Here is a 16620-nt window from a genome sequence, read left to right on the forward strand (position 1 = left end):
ATTTTATAGTGTGTTGCAATAACAGCCTTCAGAGTTTGCCATTATCAGTTGAGCATTAAAACCTTTTTTATAATTTGATAATACTAAATCAATTATACCCTCACCTTTCCCACAAGCTAAACCTTCAGAGTAGGGGCCAAAATAAATAAGTTCGCTGTTATGATCTAATGCTAATACGGAAGGCGTTGAAGGGATAATACCGTTAAAGCGAGTCGGCAAAGTTATATTGATTACGGTCATATTATTGTTAATTGCATTGCGTTTTACATCAGCTAAATGCTCTCTGCTAATACGATTACAACGACAACCCTCATCAATAATATTGATGAGGGTATTTGGTAAATATTTTGGTAAATTTAGTTCCTCCAAAATATTTTTAACTAACATGCGTTGAGTTAAATTAGCGAGTTTCTCTTGAGGATCAAATAGCGTTAGGCGATCGCGAATGAAATAGCTTGCAGTAAAAATGGTAAATATTAACCAAATACAAATAACACCATAATGATACTTAGTGGCTTTAGCATTATGTGTTATTGAGTTATTTAAAGTTGGCAACACTCACACCCATTGCTGCTGCTGAGTCATTAATTTTTTCCGCCTCGTTAGCTAATACTATTACCTTTTCCGAATCTTGATGGCCCATTGCATTTAAGTTTTCTGTACTTTGAGCAATACTATTTGTAGTGGCTGATTGTTCTTCTACCGATGCGGCTAAATTAATTGCAATATTACTAGAGTCAGAGACGAGGCTAGATGCTTGATTAATTATTTCACTTACTTCTTGAGTTCGCGCAATAATAATATTAATTGCACTAATACTCATATCCATAGAGTCTGTAGAGCGTTTTGAATAAGATGATAGTTTATTAACAGTATCAGCTATTTTATCTGTACTTTCTTTAGTTCTATTGGCTAAAGCTCGCACTTCATCAGCAACAACAGCAAACCCTCGCCCTTGCTCACCAGCCCTAGCTGCTTCAATGGCTGCGTTTAATGCTAATAAATTGGTTTGTTCTGCAATGCTAGTTATTTCAGATAACACAGTAGCTATATCAGCACTAGAATTGACTAATTCACTAATTTCCTCGTTCGTTTTTTGTAATGAAGATGTTAGCTCTGAATTATTAATATTTACTTCACAGATTTGTTTATTCGCATCTAGTGTAAGAGTGTTTGCTTCTTGCATCTGTTGACTCAGTTGAGAGGCGTCTTGTGCAATTGATGCCACTGTTATTGACATTTCTTCAGCGGAAGTTGCAATAATTTCAGTTTCGACTTGGCGTTGTTTTATTGAATGATGTAATTCATTTTTAGCATCATTTAAAGCATAAGCATTTTTTTCGAGATCATTTGATATGTTTTTGACTTGGATGACCATAGAACTAAAAAGTGAGAGTAGTTTGTTAAAGTTAGCTAAAATCGCATTTGATTTTGCTTCTGCGCGAACATGTACGTCAATCGATTCAGGGTTATGAGTTATTATTTCAGAAACGTATGATAATTGTTTACCCACATAACTTTCGTCGTACATTAATTTTGCAACATAGCCTGCAATAAACGCTTCAATGACTGCATAAACGGCATGAATTAATACCGTACTGAACATAAGCCTATCTTGATCAAATATATAAACGCCGTAATTTTCTGTTTGTAAAAAATAGAAAGATAGGTGGTGCACAGCCACCAAACCCACTGCAGAAATAAATACGGTCCAATTACTAAATACAATGAGAAAGGCCATAAGTATAAATATTTCAAAGTGAATTTCTATTAGGCCACTTAATTGATGTATATGTAAGCAAGCAAATATCATGGTTGCTAATGCTGCGGTATGTTGAGTTAAAGATGAATTTGGGAGTTTTTTAAACATCCATATTGGTATTAATAGGCTAGGGAGACCAATAACAAAGGCTTCAGCGAATGTCTCGTTAATAGAAGCAAGTGCTAGTGACTCAATAAATAAAACGATTAAGAGGTAAGTGAATAATTGAGTTACTTTTGACATTTTATAGTGATCCTAATAAGAGAAGTAAAGCGCATAGAAAATATTGTTAAACGATTAATTTTATGATGACAGTAGAGTCGGCTTTTTTTAGTTAAACTTTAATAAATATAAGTAAAGTTTTTAATTGTGAAGACATAAGAGACTTATAAGTAAAATGTTGTTGTTAGTACGAGCAATGCCCCCGTAGTATAGCTTTTTTCTAAATTAAACCTTATTTTTGTATTGTAATATTTTGTAATCTCAAGTGTTATTTATATATAAATTAATAATTTTATGGTTAAGTGGTGTGTGATTGAAATAAATATGAGATGGGTTATGTATTATCATTTAATTAATAAGAATAGGATGTTAAATTTTTTAACGTGCTTACTGTTTTGTTGTACTTTAGTTTCTCATGCTGAAGATCTGATTCCCTTTCCATTTGATATGCCTGATAAAAAACCTGATATCCCCCTTAGCAAAGCAATGGAAAGAGCTTATAGCCAATACGAAGCTCCGTCGTATCGTGAAAATGAACTCCATAGCTTATTTCGTTACACACGTTTAAAAGGATTTGATTACAAACAAGGTAACGGAACCATTAGTCGTCGTGATCCCAGTAAAATTATCAAAGTAGATGGTGAATATTATGTTTGGTATACAAAGCGTGACACTCCTATACCGCCACGAGGGGCTAAAGGCGCTAGTGATGTTATTCCGTCTAGCGATTGGGATCTTGCCGAAGTATGGTATGCCACGAGCAAAGATGGGTTTACTTGGAAAGAACAAGGCGTAGCTATTAAGCGTCCTGATAAACCTAATGTGGGCTGGCGCTCTGTTTCTACACCTGATATTTTAGTGTGGAAAAACAAATACTACCTTTACTATCAAGCTTTTATGGAAATGTCAGGTAAGCGAGGAGATGATTGCCCTGTAACGGTTTCTGTAGCAGATTCACCTACAGGGCCTTGGACACCTACTCATAAAATTGTTATTCCTAATGGACCTGAAGGCGCTTGGGATTCAAAGTCTATACATGACCCTTATCCGCTAGTACATAATGGAAAGATTTATTTATATTATAAATCTGACTTCGGACAAAACAGTCAATTATATCGTGCGCAAGGTTTAGCAATTGCCGAAAATCCATTAGGCCCTTTTAATAAGCACGAACTAAATCCTGTATTAAATTCAGGTCACGAAACTACACTGTTTCCATGGAAAGAAGGTATAGCAGCCTTAAGTATTAGACACGGTAACGAGAATAACACGATTCAATACGCACCAGACGGCGTAAATTTTGAAGTAAAAAGCTCAGTGTCATTAATGCCTGTTGCCGCAGGCCCATACATACCAGATGCTTTTACTGATACCAAAAATGGCAAAGGAATTTTATGGGGACTTTCACACTTTGCTCATCAAGGTAGTCGACAACATAGGCACAGTATTTTGGCTCGATTTGATTGCGATCTTCACCAAGAGGTAAATGAACCCTCAATGAGAGATACAGAGTACTTTCTTAAATCTGATGTGTATTTTTCTCAAGGATTAGGCTCTGCTTTTGAAAAGCGTAAAAAAATGTCGACCCTTGATTAAGTTTAAAACTATCTAATAATTTGTACTTTACCACTTGCCAGTAACGATATTTTAATAAGGTAATAACGAGATTTTTCACTCATTATTATCTTATTTTTTTTCTCAAATAAAACTTCTTATAAAAAAGTTAAATTTATTTAACCCCTTTCCTGAATCCCAAACGTTATATACCTGAACATGACGGAACATGTTTACTATCAATTGTTGTGTGATCACACCTCTTTCATGTTTTATACCCGTTACCACTCAAGATGCGTATTTCAGAGTGCTTGAGCGATATCAATTCAAGGCAATGCTTTGTAATAATGGCGTTCCCTTATAAAAAGCATTAACGCAGAAGTGATTTTGCTCAAGCGCTTCTTCGATGGGTCTAAAAACAATTTATGCTTCGTTATTAACTTTAGTCAGGGAATAACCATGACGTAAACTTAATGCCTTGCTTAAATTGTTTTTAGTTCCCACTGAAACCTGCATCTTGAATGATAACGGGTATATAGAGGACTTAAAATGAAAAAATTACTGAGTGTTATATCGTTAGCGAGTATTGTTACTTTTAGTTTATTTGTATTTATGGCGTATTTAGTTAACAGCGACGAGGTTAATATTGTTGACCCATTACCTGATGTAATTGTTGACGTATACCAAACCAAACCTGAGAAACCTGTCATTGAAAGAAAGCCAGCATTACCTGAACCACCCAAAGCACCAGAGCCTATGCCTAAAGTAATGACTGAAATTGATCCAACTTTACCCACAGATGGAATAGGTGAAATACTTGTGAATGTAAAAGTACCATCAACAACATTAGGAACAGGAGATATTTTTACAAAGCCCGATCACGATGCTCGACCTATTGTACGTATTAGTCCTAAATATCCGATAACAGCAGCGCGAGATGGTATTGAAGGTTGGGTTAAGTTAGCATTCGATATTAACAAAGTAGGCGAAGTGGTTAATATTTCAATACTTGACTCTTATCCTAAGCGTACATTTGATAAAGCGGCCAAACAAGCATTAAAAAGATGGAAATATAAAGCAAAATCAGTGAACGGAGTAACCGTGTATCAAACACATCAAACGGTGCAATTAGATTTTAATATGGACCAACAAATTTAGATTGTTGACTTGCTAGGGAATCATTTGAATTTACCTTCAAAAATTAGAGGCTGGTTTAATTCTACACAAACCAGCCTAACAAATGTAGATATGAGCGCTAGCCCTGAAAAGGTGATGGCGAAATATATTACGACGGGTAAAAAACAGTACTTAAGCTTATTAGTAGCGGAGTTTAATCTTGCTCTGTATCACTATTTATTAAGCCAGTCAGACAAAGCGACTGCAGAAGATGTCGTACAAATAACTTGGCTTAAAGTCATGAAAACGCAAAGCTCGGTTACCCCAACTCACGTTAAAAGTTGGTTGTTTACCATAGCGAGAAACACCTTAATTGACGAACTACGTAAACAAAATCGATGGCAACATATAGAATTTGAAGACCAAATAGCCACTGAAAACAACCCTGAGCAACAACTTGAAAATCAAGATAAATTAGCACAATTTAATCACGCCTTAGCAACACTTCCTTTTTTACAAAGAGAAGCGTTTATATTGCAACAAGAAGGTTTTTCGTTATTACAAATAAGTGACTTAACGAGCGAGTCGCAAGAAACCATAAAAAGCCGATTACGATATGCACGTAATCATTTAAAAAATAAAATAGGAACCACATCATGAGTACCGAAAAGGGTAGCGATAAGTTTGATAAAGATATCGACGCTCTTTATTTACAGCGAAAAAATAACATTCAAGCACCTGATATAACTTTTGAAGGAGCTGTGGCAGACAATTCACCTAAAAAAAGGTATCGAATGAAAGAGGTTGTTTCGATATTAATGTTAGGAGGTGTTGCTTCGTTTGGAATTTTTGCTGTAATTAATCATTTAGCACAGCTTCCCGAAAATACACAACAGCCACCAAACGAATCAATAACACTTGTTGAAGTTATTGACATAGATAAATTTGATAAAGCCAATCAGCCTATTAATTTAACGCCGCCGAAAGAGCAAAAAAAGGTACGACAAACGCTAGCCGAGCAGCCAACAAGAAACTTTGAAATTAATACCGGCATTCAAGTTAAACCTAAACCTGCCAAGGCAATAAGCATAAACAGCCTTAATGTTGAAGCAATAGCCTTAGTGCCAAATAAATTACAGCCTCATCGCGTGCACCCTACATTTAAGGTGATGCCTGACTTAAGCCGACATAGTGCATCACGTCAGTCAGGAAGAGTTAAACTTACGTATACTTTGTCTGATGAGGGCACGGTAGAAAACATAGCTGTGGTAGAAAGTAACGTGAACCGAGATCTAGAAAGATCAGCTCAAGAAGCGTTATCACAATGGCGCTATGCTCCTAAATCTTCTTTAGGTAAAGCATTACAGGTAGAGTTTCAGTTTAATCGAAAATAATTGAAGGAAAAAGATGAACAAAGCCTGAATGAAATGTACAAATTGATACAATTGTTAAATGAATTCTAGGTTATAAAATAAGTCATAATTTATAAGATATTTAAGCATTAATAAAAAGGAAACACTATGCGATATTTACTGCGAAACACCATCATGCTTTTAGGTTGTATGAGCTTTTTTACTATGGCAGCTTCATTACCCAATGTGCCACATTTTTACGTACAAGGTACGGGGAAAATTACCGTAGTGCCAGATACGGCAAAAATATCCTTTGCAATTACTACGCGTGATAAAGACCTGATCAAAGCCAAAAAAGAAGCCGACACTTTATCAGCTAAAGTGATCAAAATAGCGAAAGATTATCGCCTTGATAAAAAAGACATTTCAGCGTCTGAGTTATATATTCAACGTGAAACTCAATACGACAACATAACACGTAAACAAGTATTTATAGGCCACAAAGTCACTCGTTCAGTTCAGCTATATCTTAAAGATTTAGAACGTTATTCACACCTAGTACAAAGCTTAGTGAATGCCGGTGTTACCGAAATGCATGGCGTACAACTTATTGCTTCTAATATGGAAGCGCTTAATAAAAAAGCCTCGCTACTGGCTATTGCTGATGCTAAACAGTCAGCAAAAGATCTAGCAAAAGGTTTTGAAGTAAACTTAGGGCAATTATATCGCGCATCAAAAGAGCCTATTCAAGGCGAAGCACCGTATTCAAGTAGGGGGATGATGGAAATGGCGAGCTTTAAATCGGCTCCAGCTAATGTTGTAGATGACGCATTCGAGGCCGGTTCGATTGATGTGGTTCAACATATCTATGCTGTTTATTTGATTGATTAGGTCATTCAAACCGTTTTTAGATTTAAAAAATCTATTTCATTAATTGAATGAAAAAGTGAGACATTTTGTCACATTTCAAATAGATCATAAGTAGATAACATAGCGTTAACTTTTTATTTCTCGTTAACTTGGTGTTGTTTACTTATAAATCAATCATTTAAACTCTTGTCGCTGTCTCTTATCCTTGTTCCATTATCTTTCTCTACATTGGCTTATGTTTCACCTAGTTATTGCTGATACCAATAAAACCAGTCAAATTGAGCGATTGACTGTTACGTCAAACCGTAAATAAATGTTAGATACAGACTTAGATCAAGAAACGGTGATAAAGCGCAATTTAATAATAAGTTGTAATTTATTTGTATTTTTTGGCGTTAATAACATTTATTCGTTTCGCTTTAAATTGCATAGGAAGTTAGGCTGTTATATGACTAAGTATTTTCTTTGTGTTTATATTTGATGTGTTTATTTAATATATAAAATATCATACAATCAATGAATCATTGAACTGTATTTTATATTAAAGAGATAACATGTATAGCCAAATAGTTTCATCTTTATTCAAACATATTAGACGCAAATTTCAATCATATAGTATTGTTATTATTTATTTTTTAACTTTTCTATTCTCTATTTCATTGTCTGCTGGAGAATTAATTGGTGTTAAAGAAAGCTTTAACTATGGTTGGATGTTTTCAAAAGGTACACAAGCGGGGGCGCAATCTCCCGCATTCGACGATAGTCATTGGCAAGCCGTTACTTTACCGCACGATTGGTCAATAGAAGGACCTTTTGATAAAAAATATAACGCAAGGAATGGCGGTTTACCTGTTTTTGGTGACGGTTGGTATCGTAAGAAATTTACCTTACCTAAAAGTGCGCAAGGTAAATATGTATCGGTAACATTTGATGCCGCAATGGATCATTCAAAAGTGTATATTAACGGACACTTATTGGGCGAACGCCCCTACGGATATATTGCTTTTGAGTACGATTTAACTCCGTATTTGTACTATGGGGAGAAACAAAATGTTATTTCAGTTAGCTTGTCGCCTAAAAATTTATCGGCTCGTTGGTATGCTGGCTCAGGCTTATATAGAAATACTTGGCTTGAAATTAACGATGCAATTCATGTGGCCAAATGGGGTACAAGTGTTACCACACCTAAGGTTTCAAAAGCTCAAGCCACCGTTAATTTAGACACAACCATTAATAACTTATCTGCTGAATCTACATCGGCAAAAATTACACAAACTATTCGTAATGCTAAAGGCAATATAGTTGCAACAAGTAGTAGTGAAGTTAATCAGTTATCAGCAAATAGCCAAAAACAGGTTAATCATCAGTTTACTATTAAAAATCCTATCTTATGGGATATTGAAAACCCACATTTATATCAAATAGAAACACAAATAGTGCGTAAAAATAAAGTGGTGGATCAATATTTTACACCACTAGGTATTCGTCATATTGAATACAAGGCGGATGACGGATTCTGGTTAAATGGTCGTAGAGTACAAATACAAGGTGTTTGCCTACATCACGACAATGGACCATTAGGCGCCATAGCTAATAAACGCGCGATTGAGCGTAAATTGCAAATAATGAAAGATATGGGGGCTAACTCTGTACGCACATCTCATAATCCACCATCGCCAGAGTTGGTACAACTGGCGGATGAAATGGGTATTTTATTACAAGTTGAAGCGTTTGATGTATGGAAAATAGAAAAGAAAACCGTGGTTAACGGCTACCAAAATCATTTTGATGAGTGGCACGAGCGTGACTTAAGCGACATGATTATTCAAAATCGTAATAGTCCATCTGTTATTATGTGGAGTATCGGTAACGAAATTATTGAACAATCAGACAAAAATGGTGGCAAGGTTGCTAAAAAGTTAACAGATATTGCGAAAAAAACAGACCCAAGCCGATTAGTTGCAGCAGGTTTTAATAATCCTACCGGTGCGATTAATAATGGTTTAGCAGACGCTGTTGAAATTGTTGGTTTAAATTACAAACCATTAAGCTATGAAAAACGACATAAAGACCACCCTACATGGCCACTCGTTGCGAGTGAAACCTCATCAATTACTAGCACACGTGGCATGTATCATTTTCCTATTGATAAATACAAAACACACCCATCACGTTATGTGACCAGTTACGACATTATTGGTCCGGTTTGGGCATATCCTCCTGATATTGAATTTGAATATTTAGCTAAAACACCTGCTGTTATGGGCGAATATATTTGGACTGGATTTGATTACTTAGGTGAGCCAACGCCATATGGTGGGCGTGATCACAGTGAAGACGGTTACTGGAATGGCGATTGGCCAGTAAGAAGCTCTTCTTTTGGTGCAGTAGATCTTGTTGGTTTTCCTAAAGATAGATTCTTTTTATACCAAAGCCAATGGACGAAAAAGCCGATGGTGCATGTATTACCTCATTGGAATTGGGAAAATAAAATAGGTGAAACTATTCCTGTATTTGCTTACACCAATGCCGAACAAGTTGAGTTGTTTGTTAACGGAAAATCAATGGGTGTAAAAACCAAAGGAGTTGATAAAGCTGAAATTCCTATCGACTTTTTACGTTGGAAAAAAGAAGAACGTAAAAATTATAAAACGCCTTACCGTTTACGTTGGGATGTTAAATATCAACCCGGTGAATTAAAAGTAGTGGCTTATACAAAAGGGAAAAAAGTTGCGGAAAAAATTATCAAAACAGCATCAAATCCAGCCATTGTTGAACTCGTGCCTGATCGCACTGAAATTACTGCCGATGGCGAAGATTTATCTTACGTTAGCGTACTGATCAAAGATAAAAACGGAAACATAGTACCAACAGCAGACAACCTTGTACGCTTTTTTGTGGAAGGTGCCGGCGTAATAGCCGCAGTAGGTAACGGCGATTCGGCAACGATAGCACCTTTTAAAGCAGATTATCGAAGAGCTTTTAATGGTAAAGCTATGTTAATTATTCGCAGTAAAAAAGGCGAGCGAGGGGCTATTAAAATATCAGCATATTCAGAACAACTGGAAAGCAACGAGGTTGTTCTTCATGCTAAATAAATTCGTGGGAACTAAACACATATTGAAAAGAGAGAGTACAGTGAAAATTATTCCTATTATATTGACTGCTGCTTTTACGTTGGTGGGGTGCTCAGAGCCAAGTAATACAAACGCTGCTAATGCTGAAAAAACGTCAGAGTTAAGTAAAGTGCCAAGTAAATCAACAAAACCGAATATTTTGTTTATATTTGCTGACGATCAATCGCCTAAAACAATAGGTGCGTATGGTAACACCGAAATACAAACCCCTAACTTAGATAAACTCGCGCAAAAAGGCGTTAACTTTACTAATGCTCATAATATGGGGGCTTGGAATGGTGCGGTATGTCAAGCATCGCGTACCATGCTAAATTCAGGTCGTTCAGTATGGCAAGCCCATAAAATGGACAAAGAGTTTAACCAAGGTAAAGGGATAGATAAAACATGGGCAAAACTGCTTGAAGCACAAGGTTATAATACCTACATGACCGGCAAGTGGCATGTTGCAGCAAAGGCAGACAAAGTTTTTAATACCAGCACTCATGTTAGACCAGGCATGCCAAAAGACCACTGGGACCATTATAAAATGGTGCAACTGTTTAGAGATTTTTATGCTGGAAAAACCCAATATAAATCTGTAGAAGAATTTATGCCGGTTGGATATAACCGACCATTAGGGCCTGAGGATAACTCATGGTCACCTACCGATACAACGCAAGGTGGTTTTTATCAAGGTGGTAAGCACTGGAGCGAAGTACTAAAAGATGATGCAGTAGCTTTTATTGAGCAAGCGGCCACTAAACCTGATCCATTCTTTATGTATATAGCTTTTAATGCGCCTCATGATCCAAGGCAAGCTCCGCAAGCGTATCAAGACAAATACACAGCAGCAGAGTTATCACTACCTAAAAGCTGGCAAGCCAATTACCCAGAAAAAGACCTAATAGGTAATGGGCCAAGCTTACGTGATGCTGCTTTAGCGCCATTTCCTAGAACGGAATATGCAACTCGTGCACACCTAAAAGAATACTACGCACTAATTACACATTTAGACACACAAGTTGGCGAGATAATGGCGGCTCTTAAAGCCAGTGGAAAAATGGATAATACTTATATTATTTATACCGCCGACCATGGTTTAGCGGTAGGCGAACATGGCTTATTTGGTAAGCAAAATATGTATGACGAAAGTATCAGAGCACCTTTTATTATTTGGGGGCCAGGTATTGAAGGTGGACAAAAAGTTGATGCCAATATTTACCTACAAGACGCAATGGCAACGAGTTTAGAACTCGCAGGAGTTGAAAAACCAGACTATGTATTTTTCAATTCAATTATTGATTTAGCTAAAGGACAAACTACAAAAAGTCATTACGACGCTATTTATGGCGCATACGTAAAAAGTCAAAGAATGATCAAAAAAGACGGATTCAAACTGATTGTTTATCCTGATGCTAATAAAGTTAAGTTATTTGACTTGAAGGCAGATCCTGACGAAATGCAAGATCTTGCTAATAACAATATGTACTTATCAAAAGTTAAAGACCTGTTTTCAGAATTGTTGAGATTACAAAACAGTTTTGAAGATCAAGTCGATTTAACGCAAATGTATAAGCAATACGTAAAATTTTAATTGTTACCTCTAAAAACAACCCTTACTAAGTTGTTGATATGTAATATTAATTGTGTTTTTTGTGTAAATAATTTTTTAGAAATAAAAAATCCGATGGGCTAAGGCTCATCGGATTTTTTCACATTAATAGTTAAAGGTAGTAATTACCCATGTAGTGTATCTTTAAAATACACGGTCAATAGCTTGTTTTGCTGCGGTGTATAAGGTTTTTATCATTAAACCTAATACCCAACGAATAAACTTAGCACTCATTTCAGTAACCGCTTGGGTTCTTTTTCCTACAAACACTAACATGTGTCCTAAAACTCCTCTTAACTCTTCGGCAACTTCAGGTGACTTAGCTATAGATTCATGTAAACAACGTGCGAGAATGTCGTAAAACGACAAGCCAACACCTAGAGCTGCTTGTCCAGCAATAACCCCATATTGGCCTGTTGTTTTTAATAGTGTTAATAATGCATCAGTAATAATTTGCTGCCAACGCTGTGAAAATGAAGTGTTGTAACGTTGTTCGTATTTAAGCACTGTATGATTATGATGTAAGGTTTTAAATGAGCCCCCATGCTAGTGTAATCTTTATAAGCTTTTACTGTATTAACATAACCCGGTGTTGATTTTGTCATAGAATGAGCTCCAAGACTAAAAGACGCACCACTATTCATTGCTGTTTGATATTCGCCTACCGTATGAGTAAAGGGCCAAACAGGTACACTGGGTACGGGATCTGCCCCATGAGTTACACGGTAATGCTCAATATTCATCGCTGCTCTGTGAACTGAGTTACTAAGTACTACGCGTGGGGAACCAAAGGTATAGAGCTTTGTTTTAATGCCCGATTCACTTGCCCAAATAGCCGTTAATTCAGCAATAGCACCACCTAAACTATGCCCAACAACGTGCAAGCAACGGGGTTTGTGTTGAGTTATATATTGATTAAATGCAGGGCGCATACTACTGAATGCTTTATGAAACCCAGCATGTACGGCTAAATTTTTAGGTCCAAGGGTAACTCCTACGTTTAAGTTAGTTAACCAGTCAGCAGGGGCGGAAAATTTAGTCCCGCGAACACCAATAATATGGTGTTTTTTAAATTGTGATGAGGTGCCTTCTGCGGTTAACGCAAACCCTGTACTACGATTTAATAGTTGGTTAACTAAGCCACCACTTATGCCTTGTATTTGATTATTAGTGATTTTGAAATTATTTTCAAAATCATTGTGAAAAACCTCGTTATAGCTTGTCGATTTTCTGATGTCATAGACTCTATCAGCAACGCTCGCTGCAGTGCTGGGTGATATTACTCCATTCATAATTTAACTGCCTTCCCTGTGCCTTGTTCTGTTAGTTTATTAAAATTACCATCATGGATGCGGTATTTTGTTTCATTATCAATATGTAACCAAGTTGGTATATAATCCTCATCCCAACGGCAAATGCTAGAGGCTGTATGGTTAAGGTGCTCATTCTTATTATTTTTGAACTGAAAACTCACGCGTTTATTGCTTAATTCGCAATTTAAAAAAGTGAGCTTTTTAGTAAATTCTGGTACTTCTTTATAATCCCGAGGAGTTGCTATCCAAAGGGGAATGGGAGCTCCGTCACGATCAATAGTAATTTGTTGCGATACCCTATCTTCTGAAAAAGGTTTACTCGGAATGGAAGAGCGAATATTTTTTTGTGGAAAATAAAAATGCCCTTTATTATCCGTAATAGCCGTGTCTATATGATCTTTGCCATCGATATACATTAACGAACGTTTAATCTCAATACTAGCAACAGGCTCACCATTTTCGGTGACTATGCCATTGACTTCAGAACATAAAAATACGTCTTGTTTTTTAAACCAACCAAACATATCAACTCCTTGACTTATAATAGGAAAAGCAAGCATACATGGAATAAGTAATAACAAGATAAAACGAGGGCGAGAAAGAGAAGTGCGTTTTCTGCGTTTATTCATTTGCTATCCTTGCTGAATATTTGCCGATATCTTATCCAAGAGATCCAAAGAAGTAAATATGGCTTACTTTATTTTACCTGACGTAGCTTTATAACAAAGACACTAATTTCACTATAGATTTGGCGTCTTATCTATAACCTGCCGCTTGTTTAACAAAGCTAAAATGGGTTAACACTTCTTCAAGTTCTAATTTTATTTGAGCGCGTGCTTTTTTAGTATCGTTTTGGGTATTTGAAACAATCGCCATGGTAGTTGGGTGCACTAATAAGTCTTTAGCGTAATAACAAATAGGTGAGTCAACTTCGGGTAGTTTACCGTCAGAATGATAATCGCGCTCAATGTCATCAAGCGAGATGGTGAGCATTTCATCAGAGGCAGATAAAACCGCAGATAAGTAGTTTTTACATGCACTTTCTTTATTCATAAATTCAGGTAACAGTTGCTTAGAAAGCTCAACAAGTTCAATGCTTTTTTCGGCTAATGTTTTAAATGAAGCACTTGCTATATTTACTTCAATTGTTTCTGCAAGCTGTTCGTATTGCTCCCAGTTATTTGTTTTAGTTGCGTTTGCACTTAAGGTAAATAACGCTGTGGATAAAGCAACAATTAATAAGGTCTTCATTTTACTTCCTGTAAAGTATTTAGTGATTTTTAAACATAAGCTTAAATAACAGGGGTAAACTATATCGTAATTGTACTTTTATATAAACGAATACCATCTTGAGAAATACTCATATCACCTCATAAAAAGGGTAATATTATTTATTTTTAACAAAGCTTTAAATTACTAACAGGAAGTGAAAATGCGCTTAAAAGGAAAGTTAATAAAATGGAATAACGACAAAGCGTTTGGCTTCATTGCACCTAATGGTGGTGGAGAACACGTTTTTATTCACAAAACTGCTTTTTCAAATCGTCAGCGTGATCCTCAAATAAACGATGTTATTACTTTTTCAATAAGTAAAGATAAGCAAGGCCGCTATTGCGCAGACGAAGCAACATATGCAGGTGAAAAGTTAAAGAAAAAACAAGCTAAAAGTATTAGTAAGTTTTCTATCTATTTATCGGTTATTTTTTTAGCAAGCATAGCATTAGCTTTAATGATGGGATATTTACCTGAAAATATTGTATTTATATATTTAGGTATGAGCTTTGTTACCTTTTTTGCGTATGCGCTTGATAAGTCTAAAGCAAAACGAGGGGCGTGGCGTACTCCAGAAAGCACCTTACACATTTTAGCTTTAGTTGGTGGCTGGCCAGGTGCTGCAATTGCACAACAAATGCTTAGGCATAAATCTCAAAAAAGAGACTTTAGAATTGTTTTTTGGTTAACGGTTATTATTAATTGCTGCGCGTTAGTATGGTTGGTGTCGTTTAATGGCAAACTTATTTTTTAACACTACACTAAGGTATAACTGCTAGTATTTAGCTTTTATACCCGTTACCAATCAAGATGCGTATTTCAGAGCACTTGAGCGATATCAATTCAAGGCAATGCTTTGCAATAATGGTCGTTCCCTTATAAAAAGCATTAACGAAGAAGTGATTTTGCTCAAGTGCTTCTTCGATGGGTCTAAAAACAATTTATGCTTCGTTATTAACTTTAGTAAGGGAATAACCATGACGTAAACTTAATGCCTTGCATACATGGATGTATGTACTTAGATTTTGTTTGGAACGTAAAATCTGTGCCTAAATTGTTTTTAGTTCCCACTGAAACCTGCATCTTGAATGGTAACGGGTATATACACCATCGAGCTAGCTAATCTTCCACGCTTTAAATATCGACTCGGTTACTCCCAAGCTTACCAGAGCGCCAGAATGTAGGGTTTCAATTTCTTGTAATACCATAGTAATAAACTTATCTGGCGAGGCTATATTATTTTCGTGACAATAACGTGTGATGGCAGGTTCAATTTTACTACCCTGAATTCTGCTACGAATGATTTGTGCAATCACTTCTTTTCGTTCGGCTCTGTACTGAATTCGGTAGCTGTCTATCTCTCCTAACGAGTCTTTAACTACATCATATTGCTCGCACGACTTTATATACGCCCATTGAAAAAGCTCTAACGCGGGAAGAACATCATTCATTCTTTTCATAAAAGTTACACAAACCCCAACAAAACCAACAGGGTTGCGTTTATTTACAGGCTGTATATACTAACAGTTATCACTGTTGAAAAACACAGGTTATAACCTAAGGAATATAATGCGCCCATTAACTCCCAGACAAGAACAAATATTTGATCTGATTAAAGAAAAAATATCTGAAACGGGTATGCCACCTACACGTGCTGAAATAGCTGACTTTTTTGGTTTTAAGTCGGCTAATGCTGCTGAAGAACACCTTAAAGCGTTAGCTAAAAAAGGTTATATAGATATGCTACCGGGCACTTCTCGTGGTATTCGACTTACTGAACAATTTGTAGAGCAAGATGGCTTGCCTTTAATTGGCAGGGTTGCTGCTGGTGAGCCAATTCTTGCGCAAGAGCATGTTGAAGAGCATTACAAAATTGATGGCACTATGTTTAAACCGTGCGCCGACTATTTACTCCGTGTAAATGGTGAGAGTATGAAAGATATTGGTATTCTTGATGGCGATTTACTCGCTGTGCATCAAACCACTGATGTAAAAAACGGACAGGTAATTGTAGCAAGAGTCGAAGATGATGTTACGGTTAAGCGTTTTAAGCGTGAAGGTAATGTTGTGTATTTACATGCTGAAAACGAAGAATTTTCACCTATTGTTGTTGATTTAACAACGCAACAATTTAATGTTGAAGGTATTGCTGTTGGTGTTATTCGTGCCGCTGATTGGATGTAATATTTATTTGTGTTTGTTACACCAAACTACTTAATACCATGAACACACAGAGTTTACTTTTTAAGCGTTTTTAATTTAAAGTAAATTCTGTTTTATCTCCTTTTAGTCCTATTTTTAACTTTAGTTCCTCGTTTTAATACTTCAATTCTCTCAATTCAGGTGATTGCTCACTCTTTGATCAAAAAATAATCACTTTGCTTTTCTTGAAATAAAATTATTAATTGTCTTAAATAATAGGGCTGTTTAA

16 protein-coding genes are annotated in these 16620 nt (G+C 36.2%); 9 read left to right on the top strand and 7 right to left on the bottom strand.

Going from position 1 to position 16620, the window contains the following annotated elements:
* Positions 1-3: 3 nt before the first annotated feature.
* Both ACM9HF_RS14905 and ACM9HF_RS14910 read right to left on the bottom strand, forming a co-directional pair.
* Positions 4-555 (bottom strand): DUF6436 domain-containing protein, encoded by a 552-nt coding sequence (locus ACM9HF_RS14905; RefSeq protein WP_473610458.1) that lies wholly within the window; start codon positions 553-555, stop codon positions 4-6.
* A complete protein-coding gene (locus tag ACM9HF_RS14910; protein WP_473610461.1) occupies positions 539-2005 on the bottom strand; it encodes a methyl-accepting chemotaxis protein in 1467 nt (488 codons plus the stop codon). The genes ACM9HF_RS14905 and ACM9HF_RS14910 overlap by 17 nt, the downstream gene beginning before the upstream one ends.
* Positions 2006-2350: 345 nt before the next feature.
* On the opposite strand from ACM9HF_RS14910, the gene ACM9HF_RS14915 reads away from it, so the two are divergent.
* From ACM9HF_RS14915 to ACM9HF_RS14945, 7 genes are all read left to right on the top strand, one after another.
* The gene (locus ACM9HF_RS14915) at positions 2351-3580 is read left to right on the top strand and encodes a glycoside hydrolase family 117 protein (RefSeq protein WP_473610465.1); all 1230 of its coding nucleotides are present in this window, start codon (positions 2351-2353) and stop codon (positions 3578-3580) included.
* 507 nt (positions 3581-4087) lie between these two features.
* Positions 4088-4696 (top strand): TonB family protein, encoded by a 609-nt coding sequence (locus tag ACM9HF_RS14920; RefSeq protein WP_473610469.1) that lies wholly within the window; start codon positions 4088-4090, stop codon positions 4694-4696.
* A gap of 24 nt (positions 4697-4720) precedes the next feature.
* The gene (locus ACM9HF_RS14925; RefSeq protein WP_473610472.1) at positions 4721-5314 is read left to right on the top strand and encodes an RNA polymerase sigma factor; all 594 of its coding nucleotides are present in this window, start codon (positions 4721-4723) and stop codon (positions 5312-5314) included.
* Positions 5311-6048 (top strand): energy transducer TonB, encoded by a 738-nt coding sequence (locus ACM9HF_RS14930; RefSeq protein WP_473610474.1) that lies wholly within the window; start codon positions 5311-5313, stop codon positions 6046-6048. Before ACM9HF_RS14925 ends, ACM9HF_RS14930 begins: the two co-directional genes overlap by 4 nt.
* Before the next feature lie 126 nt (positions 6049-6174).
* Positions 6175-6897 (top strand): SIMPL domain-containing protein, encoded by a 723-nt coding sequence (locus ACM9HF_RS14935; protein WP_473610478.1) that lies wholly within the window; start codon positions 6175-6177, stop codon positions 6895-6897.
* 533 nt (positions 6898-7430) lie between these two features.
* The gene (locus ACM9HF_RS14940) at positions 7431-9974 is read left to right on the top strand and encodes a glycoside hydrolase family 2 TIM barrel-domain containing protein (protein WP_473610481.1); all 2544 of its coding nucleotides are present in this window, start codon (positions 7431-7433) and stop codon (positions 9972-9974) included.
* Positions 9964-11586: a sulfatase family protein gene (locus ACM9HF_RS14945; protein ID WP_473610483.1), complete on the top strand. Its 1623-nt coding sequence runs from the start codon at positions 9964-9966 to the stop codon at positions 11584-11586. The genes ACM9HF_RS14940 and ACM9HF_RS14945 overlap by 11 nt, the downstream gene beginning before the upstream one ends.
* A gap of 162 nt (positions 11587-11748) precedes the next feature.
* On the opposite strand, the gene ACM9HF_RS14950 is transcribed toward ACM9HF_RS14945, so the two are convergent.
* From ACM9HF_RS14950 to ACM9HF_RS14965, 4 genes are all read right to left on the bottom strand, one after another.
* Positions 11749-12111 carry a hypothetical protein gene (locus tag ACM9HF_RS14950; RefSeq protein ID WP_473610487.1) on the bottom strand — a complete coding sequence of 121 codons (363 nt, stop codon included), beginning with the start codon at positions 12109-12111 and terminating at the stop codon, positions 11749-11751.
* Positions 12036-12896 (bottom strand): lipase family protein, encoded by an 861-nt coding sequence (locus ACM9HF_RS14955; protein ID WP_473610490.1) that lies wholly within the window; start codon positions 12894-12896, stop codon positions 12036-12038. Before ACM9HF_RS14955 ends, ACM9HF_RS14950 begins: the two co-directional genes overlap by 76 nt.
* Positions 12893-13546: a DUF6795 domain-containing protein gene (locus ACM9HF_RS14960; protein ID WP_473610494.1), complete on the bottom strand. Its 654-nt coding sequence runs from the start codon at positions 13544-13546 to the stop codon at positions 12893-12895. The genes ACM9HF_RS14955 and ACM9HF_RS14960 overlap by 4 nt, the downstream gene beginning before the upstream one ends.
* Positions 13547-13673: 127 nt before the next feature.
* The gene (locus tag ACM9HF_RS14965) at positions 13674-14168 is read right to left on the bottom strand and encodes a hypothetical protein (RefSeq protein WP_473610498.1); all 495 of its coding nucleotides are present in this window, start codon (positions 14166-14168) and stop codon (positions 13674-13676) included.
* A 181-nt stretch (positions 14169-14349) separates the two neighbouring features.
* Here ACM9HF_RS14965 and ACM9HF_RS14970 point away from each other — a divergent pair, with 181 nt between their 5' ends.
* Complete coding sequence (locus ACM9HF_RS14970) at positions 14350-14943, top strand: DUF1294 domain-containing protein (RefSeq protein ID WP_473610501.1); 594 nt, start codon at positions 14350-14352, stop codon at positions 14941-14943.
* A 361-nt stretch (positions 14944-15304) separates the two neighbouring features.
* On the opposite strand, the gene ACM9HF_RS14975 is transcribed toward ACM9HF_RS14970, so the two are convergent.
* Positions 15305-15649, bottom strand: coding sequence for a hypothetical protein (locus tag ACM9HF_RS14975; protein WP_473610505.1), 345 nt, complete (start codon positions 15647-15649; stop codon positions 15305-15307).
* Positions 15650-15758: 109 nt separating this feature from the next.
* Here ACM9HF_RS14975 and lexA point away from each other — a divergent pair, with 109 nt between their 5' ends.
* Positions 15759-16373, top strand: coding sequence for a transcriptional repressor LexA (gene lexA, locus ACM9HF_RS14980; protein WP_473610509.1), 615 nt, complete (start codon positions 15759-15761; stop codon positions 16371-16373).
* The last annotated feature ends 247 nt before the right edge of the window (positions 16374-16620 follow it).

It is taken from the genome of Colwellia sp. RE-S-Sl-9 (assembly GCF_048296855.1).
Classification (GTDB): domain Bacteria; phylum Pseudomonadota; class Gammaproteobacteria; order Enterobacterales; family Alteromonadaceae; genus Pseudocolwellia.